Origin of the sequence: Amycolatopsis sp. NBC_00348 (assembly GCF_036114655.1) — a bacterium.
Taxonomy (GTDB): Bacteria; Actinomycetota; Actinomycetes; order Mycobacteriales; family Pseudonocardiaceae; genus Amycolatopsis.
In genome coordinates this window covers 10,508,250-10,523,312 of the sequence record NZ_CP107994.1, presented here as the reverse complement: position 1 = coordinate 10,523,312, position 15,063 = coordinate 10,508,250, and the positions used below count along the sequence as shown (strand labels likewise).

The following is a 15,063-nucleotide window of genomic DNA, read 5'->3' as shown; positions in this document are numbered from 1 at the left end:
CGCGGCGGCCGGATCGGCTCGGCCGCGGTGAGGGGAACGGGAAGTGTCAAGGCTGCATCACCCGTCTGCCGGCACGGTCCGGGTGGCTAGCTTTTCCGCCCGGCCGTCCGGCGCAGTCCGGACTTGAGCTTGCGCCCGAGGAACAGCGCCGGCCAGGCCGCCGCGATCCCGGCTCCGAGCGGGAGCCCGCTCTGCCACTCCGGCGCGCCGAGCGCCACCGGCTGAGCCGATTCCTGCGGGTTGTGGTCGGTGATCCCGCCCCACCGGCCCGGCGGCAGGACGATGATCCGCGCCTTGCCGATGATGTTGTCCACCGGGACCGCACCGTTCACGCCGCCGCCGCCCTGGAACCGCGAGTCGTCGGAGTTGTTGCGGTTGTCGCCCATCACCCAGACCATCCCCGCGGGAACCTTGACCGGTTCGAAGGGCTTCTCGTTCGGGTTGGACGGGTCTTCCCAGTAGACGTACGGCTCGTCGAGCGCCTTGCCGTCCACGATCACGCGGCCCTGCGGGTCGCAGCACTGGACGGTCTGGCCGCCGACCGCGATCACCCGCTTGACGAAGTCGCGCTCGTCCGGCGGGGCGAACCCGACCAGTGAGCCGAGGCCGCGGAGCCCGCGGACCACGATGTTGCTCGACTCCTGCGGCGGGATCTCGTTGTTGATCCACGCCTGCGGGCCCTTGAACACGACCACGTCGCCCGGTCCGGGCTCGGTGAAGTCGTAAGTGACCCGGTCGACGAGGATCCGGTCACCGGTGCATCCGGGGCACCCGTGGAGGGTGGCCTCCATCGATCCCGAGGGAATCATGAAGACCTTCGCCAGGAATGTCTGGATCAGGATCGTGAGCACCAGGGCGATCACGAGCAGGATCGGCAGTTCCTTCCAGAACGACCGTTTCTTGGCGGGCTTGGCTCGCCTGCGGCGGGCGCCCCCGCGCTCTTCGGAGCGAGACAGCCGGGGCTGGTTCTCCTCGGAGCGATCGGGGTCATCCTCAGGAGCGTTCTGGGACACGGGTTCGGCCACGTCGTCAGGCTACCGGTAACCGGGTTGTGACTCAGTTAGCCGTCTCGCGGTTCTCGCGACGCTCCTTGATCTTGGCCTTCTTGCCGCGCAGGTCGCGCAGGTAGTACAGCTTCGCGCGCCGCACGTCGCCGCGCTTGTGGACCTCGACCTCGGCCACGTTCGGCGAGTGCACCGGGAAGGTGCGCTCCACGCCGACACCGAAGGAGACCTTGCGAACGGTGAAGGTCTCCCGGATGCCGCCGCCCTGACGGCGGATCACGACGCCCTGGAAGACCTGGTTGCGCTCGCGGTTGCCCTCGATGACGCGGACGTGCACCTTGAGCGTGTCGCCCGGGCGGAAGGCCGGGATGTCGGAACGCAGTGACTGCTTGTCCAGCGCGTCCAGGGTGTTCATCGGTGGTCCGTCCTCGTCTTCGTATGGCTTGCGTACACATCCCGAAAGGCGCACCGCGCGCAACGATGCTGCTGCGGGCGACCCAAGGGGGCTGATGGCGGGCTCGTGAACGAGGAAGTCCACTCACGCCAACCTGTCAAGTATTACAGACCGGGGTTCCGGCGGGAGAACCGCCCCTAAGCCCGCTCGGGGTCGGCGGCGCTCAAGCCCTCCAGGACCCTGCGATCGTGCTTGTCCAGACTGCCTTCCGGCAGCGCGGCCAGTAGGTCGGGGCGACGGCGGGCGGTGCGGTCCAGGGCCTGGTCACGGCGCCAGCGGTCGATCAGTGCGTGGTTCCCGGACCGCAGCACCTCGGGCACGGGCAGCTCCCGCCACACCTCGGGCCGCGTGTAGCTGGGCCCTTCGAGCAGGCCGTCGGAGAAGGAGTCCTCGGCGGCCGAGCGGGCGTTGCCGAGCACGCCGGGCAGCAGCCGGACGACGGCCTCGACCATGACGAGCACCGCCGCCTCGCCGCCGACCAGGACGTAGTCGCCGATCGACACCTCGTCGACCGGCATCCGGCGGGCGGCGTCGTCGACGACGCGCTGGTCGATGCCCTCGTAGCGGCCGCACGCGAAGACCAGGTGCTTCTCCTCGGCGTACGCGTGCGCGAGCTCCTGCGTGAAGGGGCGCCCGGCCGGCGTCGGCACGACCAGCCGGGTCTCCGGACGGCAGACGTCGTCCAGCGCCGGGCCCCAGATCTGCGGCTTCATGACCATGCCGGGACCGCCGCCGTACGGCGCGTCGTCGACCGCGCGGTGGACGTCGTGGGTCCATTCGCGCAGGTCGTGCACGCCGACTTCGATGAGCCCGCGGTCGATGGCCCGGCCCAGCAGCGCGGCGCGCAGCGGGTCGAGGTATTCGGGGAAGATGGTGACGACGTCGATCCGCATCTCAGGCGTCCAGCAGCCCTTCCGGCGGGTCGAGCACGACCCGGCCGCCGGCGACGTCCACGGTGGGGACGATCGCCCGCACGAAGGGCACCAGCACCTCGCGGCCCTCGACGTCGAGCTCCAGCAGCTCGCCCGCGGGCGAGTGGAGGACCTCGACGACCTTGCCGAGGACGGTGCCGTCGAGCAGCTCGGCCCGCAGGCCGGCCAGCTCGTGGTCGTAGAACTCGTCGGGGTCGGTGGTCGGCGGCAGCGCGTCGGTGTCGACGAGCAGCAGCGCGCCCCGCAGCGTCTCGGCGACGTCGCGGGTCAGGACCTCCTCGAAACGCACCAGCAGCCGCCCGCTGTGTTCGCGGGCGGCTGCGATGGTGAGTTCCCTTTTGCTGCCGTCACGCAGCTTCGTCGTGACGGCCGCACCGACCTTGAACCGCTCTTCCGGCGAATCCGTGCGCACGTCGACCGCGAGTTCCCCGCGGATTCCGTGCGCCTTGGCGATGCGGCCTGCTACGACGTCCATCTGACCGTTCTCTGTGCCTGGATCAGCGGTCGGTGTCGACGACGTCCACGCGGACGCCGCGGCCACCGATGCCGCCCATGACGGTGCGCAAGGCGGTCGCGGTGCGTCCGCCCCGGCCGATCACCTTGCCGAGGTCGTCGGGGTGCACGTGCACCTCGAGCGTGCGGCCACGGCGCGTGGTCAGCAGCTCGACCCGGACCTCGTCCGGGTTGTCGACGATCCCGCGCACCAGGTGCTCGAGGGAATCAGCCAGAAAGCTCACTCGGCCTTCTCACCCTCGGTGGCTTCGGCCTTCTCGGCCTCGGCCTTCTTGGGGGCCGACTTCTTCTTCGGCGTGGTGGCCTCGGTGGTGGGCTCTTCGCCCGCCGCGGCCAGGGCCGCGTTGAACAGGTCCTGCTTGGACGGCTTCGGCTCGGCCACCTTCAGGGTGCCCTCGGCGCCCGGCAGGCCCTTGAACTTCTGCCAGTCACCGGTGATCTCGAGGAGACGCTGGACCGGCTCGGTCGGCAGCGCGCCGACACCCAGCCAGTACTGGGCGCGCTCGGAGACGACCTCGATGAGGCTCGGCTCCTCCTTCGGGTGGTACTTGCCGATCGTCTCGATGGCCTTGCCATCCCGGCGGGTGCGCGCGTCGGCGACGATGATGCGGTAGTACGGCGCACGGATCTTGCCGAGGCGCTGCAGCTTGATCTTGACGGCCACGGGTGTGGGTACTCCTCAAATCTCTCTGGTGCTGGGGTGGGCGCACGCGGTCCGAGTGGGGACACGGACGCGGGCACCCGAAGGTCACAGCTTTCGCGCGGTGAGAGGGTCCGGCGGAAGCAGGCAGTGCACCATTCTGCCAGATGGGGTCCGGGGCCCCTGAAAGCGGCCTGGGAAAACGGCCTCAGAAAGAGGCCACGCCGAGCGCGCCGAGCAGGATGGTGAGCGCCGGGAGGAAGTTGTTCACCTGGTGCGCGACGATGCTCGCGGGCAGCCGTCCGGTGACGAGCCGCGCCAGTCCGATCGGCACCGCGATGACCAGCAGCAACGTGGTCCGCAACGGCTCCAGGTGACTGGCCGCGAACACCGCTGTGCACAGCAGGAACGCGGCGAAGCGGCCCCAGCGTTCACTGCGCCACTGCAGCCGCTCGGCGGCGCCCCAGAGCAGGCCGCGGTAGATGATCTCCTCGCAGATCGGGCCGAGCAGCCAGAGGTAGACGAACATCACGACGGCCGCCGACACGGACATCCGCCGGTCCTCGACCAGCGAGCTGATCGCGGACGTCGCGTTGGCGTCGCCGACCAGCTGCGTCCAGAGGTACGCGGCGACGGTCGTGAAGACGAGGCCGATGCAGCCGTACTTGAACCCGACCCGCACGTCGGACCAGCGCCACTGCAGCCGCAGGTCGGTGAAGGGCCCGTTGCCGCGCACGTAGGTGACCAGCACCGCGACGCCGGCCGCGATCATCGTCGGCAGCATGGTGCCCAGCAGCACGACGCGGATCGGCAGCGGGCCGGGCCCGGTGTCGCCGACCAGCACGGACACGAACGCGGCCGACGCGAGCAGGACGACCTCGACGAGCAGGAACGCCCCGAACCCCCAGCGGTGAGTGGGCGCGGGCTCCAGGAACGCCGCGGCGGCGGGCTCCGGGGGCACCGGCGGGTCTTCGGGGGGCGGCAGCGCGTCCGGAAGGGGTTCCCGAGGCTGGGAAGTGGTCACGCCTGCCCTCCGCGGTCGCTCGGCTCCTCCCCCGAGCCTAGCGGCCGGAAAGTGATCGCACAGTATCCGTCCAGCTACTGTCCACGATCTTCGCAAGCGCTCAGTGCGCGACGAACAGCAGCACGGCGGGCGGCAGGTTGTTGGCGGCGTGCGCGATCACGCCGGCGCTCACCCGGCCGGACAGGTGCCGGGCCAGCCCGATCGCGATGCCCTGCCCGAAGAGCGCGATCGTGCGGGTGGGCTCCCCGTGCAGCTGGGCGAACACGAGCGCGGTGAGCACGAGCACCGCCCACGCCGGGATCCGGTGGAACGACAGCGCCTTCCAGAGCGTGCCGCGGACCAGCAGCTCCTCCGTGAGCGGGGCGCCGATGATGACGATCACCGCGGCCAGCACGAGCCAGACCGTGTCGCCGTCGAAGGTGTCGGCGAGGTCGGTGAGCGGGCTGTCGGAGACGTCGTCGGCACCGTAGACCGCGATCAGCACCAGGTTGAGCAGGTAGCCGACGACCAGCGCGAGCGCGCCGCAGGCGAGGCCGATCCGGACGTCGCGCCAGGTCGGCGTGAGCCCGAAGTCGGCGCGCAGCCCCTGGCCCCAGAGCCAGGAGCCGACGGCCGGGCCGAGGCCGAGCAGCAGGTTGGGCACGAATGCCAGGAGCAGGAGCGGGCCGATGTCACGCAGCTCGAGCGGGTCGAACCCGCCGACGTTGCGGTTGACCCCGGCGGCGATGGCGAGGTTGATCAGGTAGTAGCCGGCGATCCCGGCGAAGAACGCCACGAAACACCAGTGCGCCCCCAGTACGCGCCGTGCGCCGTCGTCGTCCGTCACGCGCCCAACGCTAAAGTGCCGGTCCCGCAAGGAAAACAGCGGGGGTCTACCTGTAGACGACGCCGCCGAGCACGATCTGCGCCGGATGCCGCAGGACGCCGAGGTCGTCACGCGGGTCGCTCGGGTAGACGAGCAGGTCGGCGGGCGCGCCGTCGGTGATGCCGGGGTGGCCGAGCCAGTCGCGGGCGGCCCAGGACGCGCTCGCGAGGGCCTGCTCGCGGGTCATGCCCGCGCGGTGCAGTGCCTCGATCTCGTCGACGAGCCTGCCGTGCTCGACCAGGCCGCCGGCGTCGCTCCCGGCGAAGACGCGTAGGCCCGCTTCGATCGCCGTGGCGACCATCTCGCCGACACCGGCGTGCAGCGCGCGCATGTGAGCCGCGTACGCCGGATACCGGCCCGCCTTGTCCGCGATGCCCGGGAAGTTCTCGATGTTGATCAGGGTCGGCACCAGCGCGACGTCATTGCGAGCCAGCTCCGCGAGCTGGTCGGCACTCAGGCCGGTGCCGTGTTCGAGGCAGTCGATGCCGGCCGCGATCAGGCCGGGCAACGCGGCTTCGCCGAACACGTGCGCGGTGACGCGGGCGCCGTGGTCGTGCGCGACCCGCACGGCGTCGGCCAGGACGTCGTCCGGCCACAGCGGCGCCAGGTCGCCGACGCCGCGGTCGATCCAGTCCCCCACCAGCTTGACCCAGCCGTCGCCGTCCTTCGCCTGCTCGGCGACGGCGGCGGGCAGCTGGGCCGGGTCGTCCAGCTCGATGCCGAGACCCGGGATGTAGCGCTTGGTCAGGGCGAGGTGCTGCCCGGCGCGGATGATCGTCGGCAGGTCGGCCCGGCGCTGCAGCGGCCGGACGTCGATCGGGAGGCCGCAGTCGCGGATCAGCAGCGTGCCCGCGTCGCGGTCGGTGCGGGCCTGCTCGGCCGCCTCCTCGAGCGAGACGGGCCCGCCGATGCCGATACCGGGGTGGCAGTGCGCGTCGACCAGCCCGGGCACCAGGAAGACGTCACGGCCCAGGGTCTCGGCGCCGGGGACCGGCTCGAGCGAGATCCGGCCGCCGGTGATCCAGAGCTCCCCGGACTCGCCGCCGGGCAGGATCACCCCGGCGGCGTGGAGCGCGGTGCTCACTTGTCCTTGGGGTTCTTCGGCAGCTTGAACTTCGTCGGGTCGAAGCCGGGGGCGTCGTTGAGGCCGCCGAGCTTGGACAGGTCGGGCATGCCACCCGGCATGCCGCCACCGCCACCCGGGGGCAGCATGGGCATGCCGCCACCGGGGAAGCCGCCGCGGACCTTGGGCTGCGTCGGGCCGCGGCCCTTCTTGCCCTTCTTGCCCTTGCGCGTCTTGGAGCCGCCGCCCCCGCCGCCGAAGCCGAACCGGCCGGCCATCTGGGCCATCATCTTGCGGGCCTCGAAGAACCGGTTGACCAGGTCGTTGACCTCGCGCACGGTGACGCCGGAGCCGTTGGCGATGCGCAGCCGGCGCGAGCCGTTGATCATCTTCGGGTCGTCACGCTCGGCCGGGGTCATGCCGCGGATGATCGCCTGCAGCTTGTCCAGGTGCTTGTCGTCGACCTGGGCCAGCTGGTCCTTCATCTGACCGGCGCCGGGCAGCATGCCCAGCAGGTTGCCGATCGGGCCCATCTTGCGGACCGCGAGCATCTGCTCGAGGAAGTCCTCCAGCGTCAGCTGGCCGCTGGACAGCTTCGCCGCGGCCTTCTCGGCCTGGTCCTGGTCGAAGGCCTGCTCGGCGTGCTCGATCAGGGTCAGCACGTCGCCCATGCCGAGGATCCGCGACGCCATCCGGTCCGGGTGGAAGGTGTCGAAGTCCTCGAGCTTCTCGCCGTTGGAGGCGAAGAGGATCGGCTGGCCGGTGACCTCGCGGACCGACAGCGCGGCACCGCCGCGGGCGTCACCGTCGAGCTTGGTGAGCACGACACCGGAGAAGCCGACGCCGTCGCGGAACGCCTCGGCCGTGGTCACGGCGTCCTGGCCGATCATCGCGTCGACGACGAACAGGGTCTCGTCCGGCTTGACGGCGTCGCGGATGTCCGCGGCCTGCTTCATCAGCTCTTCGTCGACACCGAGGCGGCCCGCGGTGTCGACGACGACGACGTCGTACTGCGCGTGCTTCGCCTCGGCGATGGCGCGGCGGGCGACGTCGACCGGGTCGCCGACGCCGTTGCCGGGCTCGGGCGCGAAGGTCGTGACGCCGGCGCGCTCGCCGACCACCTGCAGCTGCGTGACGGCGTTGGGGCGCTGGAGGTCGCAGGCGACCAGCAGCGGCGCGTGGCCCTGCTTCTTCAGCCACAGCGCGAGCTTGCCGGCCAGCGTCGTCTTGCCGGCGCCTTGGAGGCCGGCGAGCATGATCACCGTCGGCGGGGTCTTCGCCAGGTTGAGCCGGCGGGTCTCGCCGCCGAGGATCCCGACGAGCTCCTCGTTGACGATCTTGACGACCTGCTGCGCGGGGTTGAGCGCCTGGGAGACCTCGGCGCCCTTCGCCCGTTCCTTGATCCGCGCGATGAAGGTCTTGACCACGCCGAGGGCGACGTCGGCCTCCAGCAGCGCGATGCGGATCTCGCGCGCGGTGGCGTCGATGTCGGCGTCGGACAGCCGGCCCTTGCGCGTGAGCGTCTGAAGGGCGGCGGTGAGCCGATCGGACAGGGTGTCGAACACGGGTGTGCACGCTCCAGCTGGGTCGAGAGTGGCGCGCCGGACCAGGCCGGCCTCTCCAGAGTAGTCGCTGCGGCTTCCCGGCCTCACGGGTACGCGAAAGTCGCCCACGCGATTAGTACACCTACATGTACTACTGTGCGCGCGAGCTCACCTCGAAGTTGGCTTCAAGTTGCGAAATTCACTGGTGAGCCGAGCGAGATTCAGTACATGTGTGTATGACTTCTGCGACCAGAGCCCGGCCGTCGCTCGCCGAACCGACGTCCGACACCGACGAACCGGTCCCGCTCCGGCGGATCGCCGGCCTGTTCCGCCCGCACCGCGGGCCCCTCGCCGCGCTGTTCGCGCTGATCGTCCTGCAGGCCGGGCTCGGCGTCGTCTCGCCGTTCCTGCTGCGCGAGATCCTCGACGACGCCCTCCCCCACCGCGACACGCTGCTGATCAGCGTCCTGGCCGCCGGGATGATCGCCTGCGCGGTCGGCAGCGCGTCGCTCGGCGTCGCGACCACCGGGCTGTCCAACACGATCGGCCAGCACGTGATGAACGAGCTGCGCGTGTCGGTCTACGGCCACCTGCAGCGGATGTCGCTCGGCTTCTTCACCCGGACGAAGAGCGGCGAGGTGCTCTCGCGGGTCTTCAACGACATCGGCGGCGTCGACAACGTCATCACCACGACCGCCGGGTCGATGGTGCAGAACGCCACCACGACGATCGCCATCACGGTGGCGCTGATCCTGCTCGACTGGCAGCTCGCGCTGCTGTCGCTGATCGTCGTCCCGCTGTTCCTCCTGTTCACGCTGCGGCTGGGCAAGAAGCGGCGGACGCTGGCCCGCGGCCGGACCCGGCGGATGGCGCGGCTGACGACGATGGTCGAGGAGTCCCTGTCGGTCACCGGTGTGCTGCTCGCCAAGACGATGGGCAACGAGCGGGTCATGCGGGAGCGCTTCGGCGCGGAGTCACGGGAGATCGCGTCGCTGGAACGCGCGGCCGCACTGGCCGGACGCTGGCAGATCGCGTCGCGGGCGATGAGCCTGACGGTGATCCCGGCCCTGGTCTACTGGATCGCCGGGCTGGCGCTCGCGAACGGCGCGTCGCCGATTTCGCTCGGCACCGTCGTGGCGTTCACCAGCATGCTCAACCGGCTGGTCGCGCCGGCCAGCGCGATGCAGACGATCGGGCAGAACGTGGCGACGTCGAAGGCGCTGTTCGGCCGGATCTTCGAGGTGCTCGACCTGCGCGTGGAGATCGGCGACAAGCCCGGCGCCGGCACCCTGGACGTGCGGCGCGGCGACGTCTCGATGCGCGGTGTCGCGTTCCGGTACGACGAATCCGACACAGCCGGGCCGCCGACACTCGCGGACATCGACCTCGACGTCCCGGCAGGGACGACCACGGCGCTCGTCGGGTCGACCGGCTCGGGCAAGACGACGCTCGCCTACCTGGTCGCGCGGCTGTACGAGGTGAGCGCCGGGTCCGTGGAGATCGACGGCACCGACGTCCGCGACGTCACCCTGGCCTCGCTCGCCGCGGGCGTCGGGATGGTGTCGCAGGAGACCTACCTGTTCCACGACACCGTGCGGGAGAACCTGCGCTTCGCGAAGCCGGGCGCGACCGACGAGGAGATCGAGGCGGCCGCGAAGGCCGCGCACATCCACGACACGCTCGCCGGGCTGCCCGAGGGCTACGACACGGTCGTCGGCCAGCGCGGCTACCGCTTCTCCGGCGGCGAGAAGCAGCGGATGGCGATCGCGCGGATCCTGCTGCGCAACCCGCCGGTGCTCGTCCTCGACGAGGCGACCAGCGCCCTCGACACCCGCACCGAACGCTCGGTGCAGGCCGAGCTGGACCGCCTGGCCGCGGGCCGCACGACGCTGACGATCGCGCACCGGCTGTCCACTGTGGAGCACGCGGACCAGATCGTGGTGCTCCACGAAGGGCGGATCGTGGAACGCGGGACGCACGAAGAGCTGCTGGCGCTCGACGGGCGTTATGCCCGGCTGGTGCGCGGAACCGCCTAATGTGAGGCCCATGCACCCCGATTCCGACGTCACCTCGCGGGTCAGCGCGGATCCCGAGCTGGCCGACCTGGCGGGGCGGGTGCGCGAAGGCGTCGGGCGGCTGAACTGGCGGATGCGCTCCGAGCGCGACCCGAACGGCCCGGGCCCGGCGGTGCTGGCGGTGCTGAGCCGGCTCTACCGGGCGGGCACGCACACGCCGTCGGAGCTGGCCGCGGCGGAACGGCTGCAGCCGCAGTCGCTGACCCGCATCCTGGCCGGGCTGACCGAGCGCGGACTGGTGACGCGCACGCCGGACCCCGACGACGGCCGCCGGTCGCTGATCCGCATCACCCCGGACGGGCTGGCGGTGCTGCGGGAGTACAGCATCCAGCGGGAACGCTGGCTGGCGACGGCGTTGGAGTCGACGTTGTCGCCGACCGAGCGGCAGCTGCTGAAGCTCGCGTCGGAGCTGCTGATGCGGGTGGCGGACGCCTGAGTTCAATCAGCCTGATTGGCCCTGGTCTGAACCCAAGTCGGCACAGCGGTGTCACCCAATCCGACGAAATCCTTGACGATCCGCTCCTCGTCGAAGATCCGCTCGAGGTTGTCCACAACCGCTGAGCCGTAGTCGACGGGAATGATCGTGGCCTCGCGGTTCAGCTCGGTTGCGAGCATGGAGCTGACGATCTGGTCCGACGGCGGAAGGCTGAACCCGATGATCACGAGTTCGTCGGCTTGCTGGAGAGCTTCTGCCGCCTGACGCCAGAGAGCCCGAATCGTGTTGTTGACGTAATACGGGCTCTTGACGGCCGCAGGCGGGACGATCATGGGCACCTTATCGACAGTAAGTTCATCGACACCCATGTGTGATACCAGAGAATCCGCAGGACGCCATGCGTCTATCCGCGCCCCGTACAATTGATCACCCGGCGGACTCGACGGTCCGGAGTACCACCAGTTCAGGGACCCATGCAGCTTCAGACCACCCACGTTCCCGCTGCCGCCGAGGACTCCGGCGATCCGCGTGCCCAGTGGAGCAATAGGAACTGTGTAGATGTCTACCCAGCTGATGCCTTGAACCTCGGCAAGCAACGCCCTTTCGACAAGTAGATCGTAGTTGAATGTGATCACCGTTGTCCCCATCACCTGCCAGTACCGAACGAGCTGGAGCAGCCAATCTGGCGGCGAGTCAGTGGCAGCCCGAGTTTGGAGTGCAGACAGCACCGAATGGAGACCGTTAGCAACGTCGTTGAACGCAGCGCGATTTCGGTATTTATCCCCCTCGGACAACCACGGTGGGTCTTCAAGGAGATAGCTAAGCCACTGTTCGAAGTTGTCTGCCAGCGGCGAGTCGTGACCTGGAAGCAGTGGCACCTTTCGCGCCCTCAAATCGCTCTGGATCGCCACGGAAAGGCCAGCCATAGTCGGCATGTGCTTGCTGATTGCACGACTGAAACCTGAACCGAGCAGATAAACCGAGGACGTCACCGAACCTCCCATGTGACCAGTTCAGCGAGGGTACGCCTGAAGGCTGCCGCGGAGACCCTCGCTCCTCCGCGGCAGCCTTCAGAACTCCCCCTCGTGCGCACCGCCTCCCCGCGATGCGCCGCGGGTTCCGGGAACGGACCGCTCCTCCGTCGGCCCGCCCCGGAACCCTGGTGTCTGGACGGCACACCTCCCCAGGGGCCGTCCCGACCCCCTCACCAGCGGTTCCGGCATCCGCTGGCAGGACGAAGTCTGCCGCGCCCCGGCGGCCACCAGCAGTGGGAGAACCCTCAATTACCCGTGGGTAGTACTACTCAGGACGTCTTCGTGCGTCCCGGGCTGCGCGACGCGGCCCGCTTCGCCGTCGTACGCGCCTTCGCCGCCCTCGCCGCGGCGGCCTTGGCCTTCGTGACGGCCGCGTTGCGCGCGTCCTCGGCTTCGGCCGCGCTCTCCTGCAGCGCCGCCAGCAGCCGCGTGACGCCCTCGGACTGCTCGGCCGCCGTCGGCTGGACGACTTCGGCGCCTTCGATCTTCGCCCGGATCAACGCTTCGAGGGCCTCGCGGTAACGGTCGGGATAGCGGCCGGGGTCGAACTCGCCGGTCAGCTCCTCGACGAGGGTCACCGCGCGGCGCAGCTCGCCGGGCCGGATGTCGACGTCGGCGTGCCGGAACGGGAAGTCCGGGGCCCTGAGCTCATTGGGCCACAGCATCGTCTCCAGGAGGAGCACCTGGTCGCGCACCCGCAGCGCGCCGAGCACCTCACGCCGGCGCAGCGCGACGGTGACCAGCGCGATCCGGCCGGACTGCTGCAGGGCCTCGCTGAACAGCACGTACGGCTTCGTCCCGGCCGGTTCGGGTTCGAGGAAGTAGGTCTTCGCGAACCAGATCGGGTCGACGTCGGCCAGCGGCGCGAAGCCGCGGATGTCGATCGTGCGGCCGGGCATCGGGAGCGACGCGAGCTCGTGGTCCGACAGCAGCACGACGTCGCCGCCGGGGACCGGGTAGCCGCGGACCATCTCCTCGGGCGGCACCTCTTCGCCGTCGACCTCGCAGACCCGCTTCACCCGGACGCGGCCGCCGTCGGCGCCGTGCACCTGGTGCAGCGGGATCTCGTGCTCTTCGGTCGCGCTGTACGCCTTCACCGGAATGGCGTAACTGCCGAACCCGATCGTGCCCGTCCACACAGCGCGCATACGAGTCACCTCCGCAGCTCCAGGCTAGGCGGGCGGGCTTGCGCGACGACAGCTACAAACGGGTGTCGGGCGCGACGGATTCGCTCACGCATTCGAACGACGGCGTGACCTCGTCGAGCGCCTCGGCCGCGCAGCGGGCCGCGATGGCCGCCTCGCGCAGCACCTCGGTGACCACCTCGACGTCCAGCGGCGGAGCGGCGGCGAGGGCGTCCGTGCCGGCCTCGACGCGGCGGGCGAGCCCGGCGAGCGCGTGGGAGATGGCCTCCTGGCCGGCGACCAGCTGGGCGACGACGTCGATGAGCTCGGTCGTGGTGGCGCCCGGGCCGCCGCCGCGCAGGCCCGCGGCTAGCTCCTCGGCGCACGAGCGCAAGTGGGTGGCGACGACCGTCGGCGGCAGCATCAGCCGCGGCGAGTCCTGCATCACGCACCCCCTCAGGCCGGTCAGAGCAGCCATAGTGCCACCGCACCCGGCGTCACCGGACACGACACACCGCCGCTCACATATTTGACCGACCGTTCTCGATGCGGCTAGAGTTTTGATCATGTCCCGGGTCAAGGAGTTCGACGTCGACGAGGCGTGTGACGCCGCGCTCGCGCTCTTTCGGCGTCAAGGCTACGAAGCGACGTCGGTCAGCGACCTCGTCGCACACCTCGGCGTCGCGAAGGCGAGCTTGTATGCGACCTTCGGCACGAAGCACGACCTGTACGTCGCCACACTGAAGCGCTACGCGGAGCGGACGGACGCCCAGGTCGTGGCGAGCTTGTCTCGGCCCGGCTCCGGAGTGGCCGCGGTGCGCGGACTGCTGGAGGGTTACGTCGCCGACATCGCGGGCGACGCCGGACCCATCGGCTGCTTCGTGGTCAACGCGGCCATCGAGCTGCTCCCCCGCGATCCGGCGGTCGCGCGGCTGGTGGAACGCAGCTGGGACACCCTCGAAGTCGCGCTCACCATGACGCTGGAACGCGCGAAGGCGCAGGACGAGCTGCCCGAGGGCAGCGACCCGGCGACTCTCGCCCGGTTCCTGCTCACCGTCCTCCAGGGCCTGCGGGTCCTGGGCAAGGGCGCGGACGCGGCGGGCCGGCTGGACGCGGCCGTCTCGCAGGCGATGCGCATCCTCATTCGAGACTGATCAGACTAGAAAGAAGGCAAGCATGAGGGCACGGTTCGCGGGCAAGATCGTCCTGGTGACGGGCGGCAGCTCGGGCATCGGCCGGGCGACGGCGAAAGCGTTCGCCGCGGAAGGCGCGACGGTGGTCGTCGCCGGACGCGACGAGCAGCGACTCGCCTCGGCAGTGCAGGAGATCGGCGGCTCGGCGAGCGCCGTCGTCGCGGACGTCACCGACTCCGCGGACGTCGCGCGCATGGTCGAGACGGTCGTCGCGCGGCACGGCGGCCTGGACGTCGCGTTCAACAACGCGGGCATCCTCGGCGAGCCGGCGCCTACCGGGGATCTGCGCGAGGACGTCTTCGACGCCGTGATCGGCACCAACCTCACCGGCACCTGGCTGTGCATGAAGCACGAGATCGCGCACATGCGGGCGCACGGCGGTGGCGCCATCGTCAACATGGCGTCGAACATCGGCGCGCACGGCCGGATCCCGGGCATGGCCGCCTACGCGGCGTCGAAGGCCGCGGTGAGCGTGCTGACCCGCACGGCGGCGCGCGATCACGTCCGCGACGGCGTGCGCATCAACGCCGTCAGCCCGGGTCCGACCGACACGGAGATGTCGTTGCGGCCCGGCGAGACGGACGCCGACCGCGCCGCGCGGCTCGAGACCGCGATTCCGCTGGGCCGGGTGGGTGCCACCGCCGAAGTGGCCGCAGCGGTGCTGTGGCTGGCTTCGGCCGAGGCGGGGTTCACGGTCGGCCACGACCTGGTGGTCGACGGCGGCGCGACCGCCTGAGCGGCCCCACCCGGGCCCGCGTCGCTTCAGGATTCACGGTTGCGCATGGTGACGATCCCCTTTCGTGCCAGGACGAACGGTGGGCGGACGGGTTCAGGACTCGCGATTGCGCACGACGGCTCTCCTCTCGCGCGGGGCGGACGGCGGACTCGACATCAGGACTCGCGGTTACGCACAGCAGCTCTCCCTTCGAGCGCGGTGACGGACGAAAGCGGGGGTTCAGGACTCGCGGTTGCGCACGACGGCTCTCCTCTCGTACGGGGCGGACGGCGGACCCGGCTCAGGACTCGCGGTTACGCACAGCGGCACTCCTTTCCTGCGCGGTGACGGACGGGAGCGGGCTTCAGGACTCGCGATTGCGCACGACGGCTCTCCTCTCGCGCGGCACGGACTGCGGGCGGAGGGTCAGGATTCGCGGTTGCGCAT

At 70.4% G+C, this 15,063-nt stretch carries 17 protein-coding genes; 4 read left to right on the top strand and 13 right to left on the bottom strand.

Annotated features, from left to right (window positions below; translation table 11 throughout):
• Window positions 1–86 precede the first annotated feature (86 nt).
• From lepB to ffh, 10 genes are all read right to left on the bottom strand, one after another.
• Complete coding sequence (gene lepB, locus OHS58_RS47695; RefSeq protein WP_326947173.1) at window positions 87–1,025, bottom strand: signal peptidase I; 939 nt, start codon at window positions 1,023–1,025, stop codon at window positions 87–89.
• Between the two features lie 31 nt (window positions 1,026–1,056).
• Window positions 1,057–1,419: a 50S ribosomal protein L19 gene (rplS, locus tag OHS58_RS47690; RefSeq protein WP_247062376.1), complete on the bottom strand. Its 363-nt coding sequence runs from the start codon at window positions 1,417–1,419 to the stop codon at window positions 1,057–1,059.
• Between the two features lie 176 nt (window positions 1,420–1,595).
• Window positions 1,596–2,351, bottom strand: a complete 756-nt coding sequence (trmD, locus tag OHS58_RS47685; protein WP_326947172.1) for a tRNA (guanosine(37)-N1)-methyltransferase TrmD — start codon at window positions 2,349–2,351, stop codon at window positions 1,596–1,598.
• Between the two features lies 1 nt (window position 2,352).
• A complete protein-coding gene (gene rimM / locus OHS58_RS47680; protein WP_328646647.1) occupies window positions 2,353–2,865 on the bottom strand; it encodes a ribosome maturation factor RimM in 513 nt (170 codons plus the stop codon).
• A 22-nt stretch (window positions 2,866–2,887) separates the two neighbouring features.
• Complete coding sequence (locus OHS58_RS47675) at window positions 2,888–3,127, bottom strand: RNA-binding protein (RefSeq protein WP_003103110.1); 240 nt, start codon at window positions 3,125–3,127, stop codon at window positions 2,888–2,890.
• On the bottom strand, window positions 3,124–3,567 hold the full coding sequence (gene rpsP, locus OHS58_RS47670) for a 30S ribosomal protein S16 (RefSeq protein WP_247062372.1): 444 nt from the start codon (window positions 3,565–3,567) through the stop codon (window positions 3,124–3,126). Before rpsP ends, OHS58_RS47675 begins: the two co-directional genes overlap by 4 nt.
• Before the next feature lie 184 nt (window positions 3,568–3,751).
• Window positions 3,752–4,567 (bottom strand): CPBP family intramembrane glutamic endopeptidase, encoded by an 816-nt coding sequence (locus OHS58_RS47665; RefSeq protein ID WP_326955226.1) that lies wholly within the window; start codon window positions 4,565–4,567, stop codon window positions 3,752–3,754.
• 100 nt (window positions 4,568–4,667) lie between these two features.
• Window positions 4,668–5,393 (bottom strand): CPBP family intramembrane glutamic endopeptidase, encoded by a 726-nt coding sequence (locus OHS58_RS47660; protein ID WP_326947170.1) that lies wholly within the window; start codon window positions 5,391–5,393, stop codon window positions 4,668–4,670.
• 46 nt (window positions 5,394–5,439) lie between these two features.
• Window positions 5,440–6,516 (bottom strand): amidohydrolase family protein, encoded by a 1,077-nt coding sequence (locus tag OHS58_RS47655; protein WP_328646646.1) that lies wholly within the window; start codon window positions 6,514–6,516, stop codon window positions 5,440–5,442.
• Window positions 6,513–8,060, bottom strand: a complete 1,548-nt coding sequence (gene ffh, locus OHS58_RS47650) for a signal recognition particle protein (protein ID WP_326947168.1) — start codon at window positions 8,058–8,060, stop codon at window positions 6,513–6,515. The genes OHS58_RS47655 and ffh overlap by 4 nt, the downstream gene beginning before the upstream one ends.
• Window positions 8,061–8,275: 215 nt before the next feature.
• On the opposite strand from ffh, the gene OHS58_RS47645 reads away from it, so the two are divergent.
• Together OHS58_RS47645 and OHS58_RS47640 are read left to right on the top strand one after the other, a co-directional pair.
• The gene (locus OHS58_RS47645; RefSeq protein ID WP_328646645.1) at window positions 8,276–10,075 is read left to right on the top strand and encodes an ABC transporter ATP-binding protein; all 1,800 of its coding nucleotides are present in this window, start codon (window positions 8,276–8,278) and stop codon (window positions 10,073–10,075) included.
• 10 nt (window positions 10,076–10,085) lie between these two features.
• A complete protein-coding gene (locus tag OHS58_RS47640) occupies window positions 10,086–10,550 on the top strand; it encodes a MarR family winged helix-turn-helix transcriptional regulator (protein WP_328646644.1) in 465 nt (154 codons plus the stop codon).
• Between the two features lie 2 nt (window positions 10,551–10,552).
• Here OHS58_RS47640 and OHS58_RS47635 read toward each other — a convergent pair whose 3' ends face one another.
• The 3 genes from OHS58_RS47635 to OHS58_RS47625 form a co-directional block, all read right to left on the bottom strand.
• Entirely contained in the window at window positions 10,553–11,542 is a 990-nt protein-coding gene (locus OHS58_RS47635) for a hypothetical protein (protein ID WP_328646643.1), read from the bottom strand.
• A gap of 311 nt (window positions 11,543–11,853) precedes the next feature.
• Window positions 11,854–12,732 (bottom strand): non-homologous end joining protein Ku, encoded by an 879-nt coding sequence (ku, locus tag OHS58_RS47630; protein WP_328646642.1) that lies wholly within the window; start codon window positions 12,730–12,732, stop codon window positions 11,854–11,856.
• Between the two features lie 52 nt (window positions 12,733–12,784).
• On the bottom strand, window positions 12,785–13,186 hold the full coding sequence (locus OHS58_RS47625) for a hypothetical protein (RefSeq protein WP_442875506.1): 402 nt from the start codon (window positions 13,184–13,186) through the stop codon (window positions 12,785–12,787).
• A gap of 88 nt (window positions 13,187–13,274) precedes the next feature.
• Between OHS58_RS47625 and OHS58_RS47620 the strand changes: the two genes are divergently transcribed.
• Window positions 13,275–13,862, top strand: coding sequence for a TetR/AcrR family transcriptional regulator (locus OHS58_RS47620; RefSeq protein WP_328646641.1), 588 nt, complete (start codon window positions 13,275–13,277; stop codon window positions 13,860–13,862).
• A 22-nt stretch (window positions 13,863–13,884) separates the two neighbouring features.
• Window positions 13,885–14,637 carry a glucose 1-dehydrogenase gene (locus OHS58_RS47615; protein WP_328646640.1) on the top strand — a complete coding sequence of 251 codons (753 nt, stop codon included), beginning with the start codon at window positions 13,885–13,887 and terminating at the stop codon, window positions 14,635–14,637.
• The last annotated feature ends 426 nt before the right edge of the window (window positions 14,638–15,063 follow it).